Annotated in this window: 1 tRNA gene; it reads left to right on the top strand. The window is 65.5% G+C overall.

Annotated elements, in window-relative coordinates:
- Positions 1–440: 440 nt before the first annotated feature.
- Positions 441–513, top strand: a tRNA-Pro gene (locus BN903_RS02745).
- Positions 514–1,215: the final 702 nt, after the last annotated feature.

Genomic DNA, 1,215 nt, shown 5'->3' with positions numbered 1-1,215 from the left:
TTCGGTAGACTCGACGACGTTTCTAGAACCCGCCGCGTCGGCCACGGCACACGACCGTAATAACTTCGTATAGCATACTATTATACGAAGTTATACGACAGCGAAGGAACGTAGTGACTGAGCGAGGAGCGCAGCGAGTCGCGCGAGTCCCGCGAGCGAAAGCGAGCGGGACCACGAAAGACGCAGCGCCGAGCGAAGCGAGGCGACCGTCTTTCGGAGGTCCTCACGGCTGGGGCTTCGGTGGTCGTGTCCACAGAAGCAACTGCGTCGTAGCGATCGACAGGGGTTTCGAGAGCGTTCTCACCGGGACCGAACCACCACGCGTCACGTACTGTTTCCGGGACAGCGGCGGTGTCGGTCCGGCCGGTACGGTATCCGGTCATCGCGTATCGCCCCCCTTTCGGAAGGATTAAAAGAACGAACGGCTTTCGTTCAGGTGCGGGCCGGTGGGGTAGCTTGGTATCCTTCGGCCTTCGGGTGGCCGTAACCACGATTCAAATTCGTGCCGGCCCACTTCTCCCGCATCCGTTTCAAGTGATGAGCGATAGCACTCGATCTTCGATTCACCGAACCGATTGAATAGCCGGAGCGAAAACGATCGATCGATGCCAACCGAGACCGTCGCGGGCGTCGACTGGGCGGGCGGCGCGTGGATCGCGGTCGTGTTCGACGGCGACCACGAGCCACGGTGCCGCCTCGAAGCGGACCTCGAAACCCTCTGGAACGACGGCGTCGATCGGATCCTCGTCGACGTGCCGATCGGCCTCCCGGACGGTCCGGAGACCCTCGCAAACCGCGAGACCGTCGACTCGGCCGCGCGGTCGGCCGCCGAGCGCCCGAGCAGCGTCTTTCCCGTGCCCTCCGCGCGGGGCGTGCGAACTGGCGTGCGACGGCGCGGACTACGAGACGGTGAGCGAGCAGAACCGTGCGGACCTCGACAAGGGGCTCAGCCGGCAGTCGTACCACATCGCGCCGGCGGTCGGCGCGGTCGACGCGTTCCTCCAGGAAGACGAGACGGCGCGGAAACACGTCACGGAGGCACACCCAGAAGTGTGTTTCCGCGGGCTGAACGGCCGCCGCCTCGACCGCTCGAAGACCACCGCGCCGGGCGTCGGCGAGCGCCTCGCCGCGCTCGACGGCCACGTCGACGATCCGGGCGCGACGCTCGGACAGATCTGCCGAGAGTCGTGGGAGGCAAGGCACACAGGGGATAGG

The organism is Halorubrum sp. AJ67 (assembly GCF_000513435.1).
The sequence above is the reverse complement of the archived record's forward strand: the minus strand, read 5'-3'. Positions and strand labels throughout refer to the sequence as shown.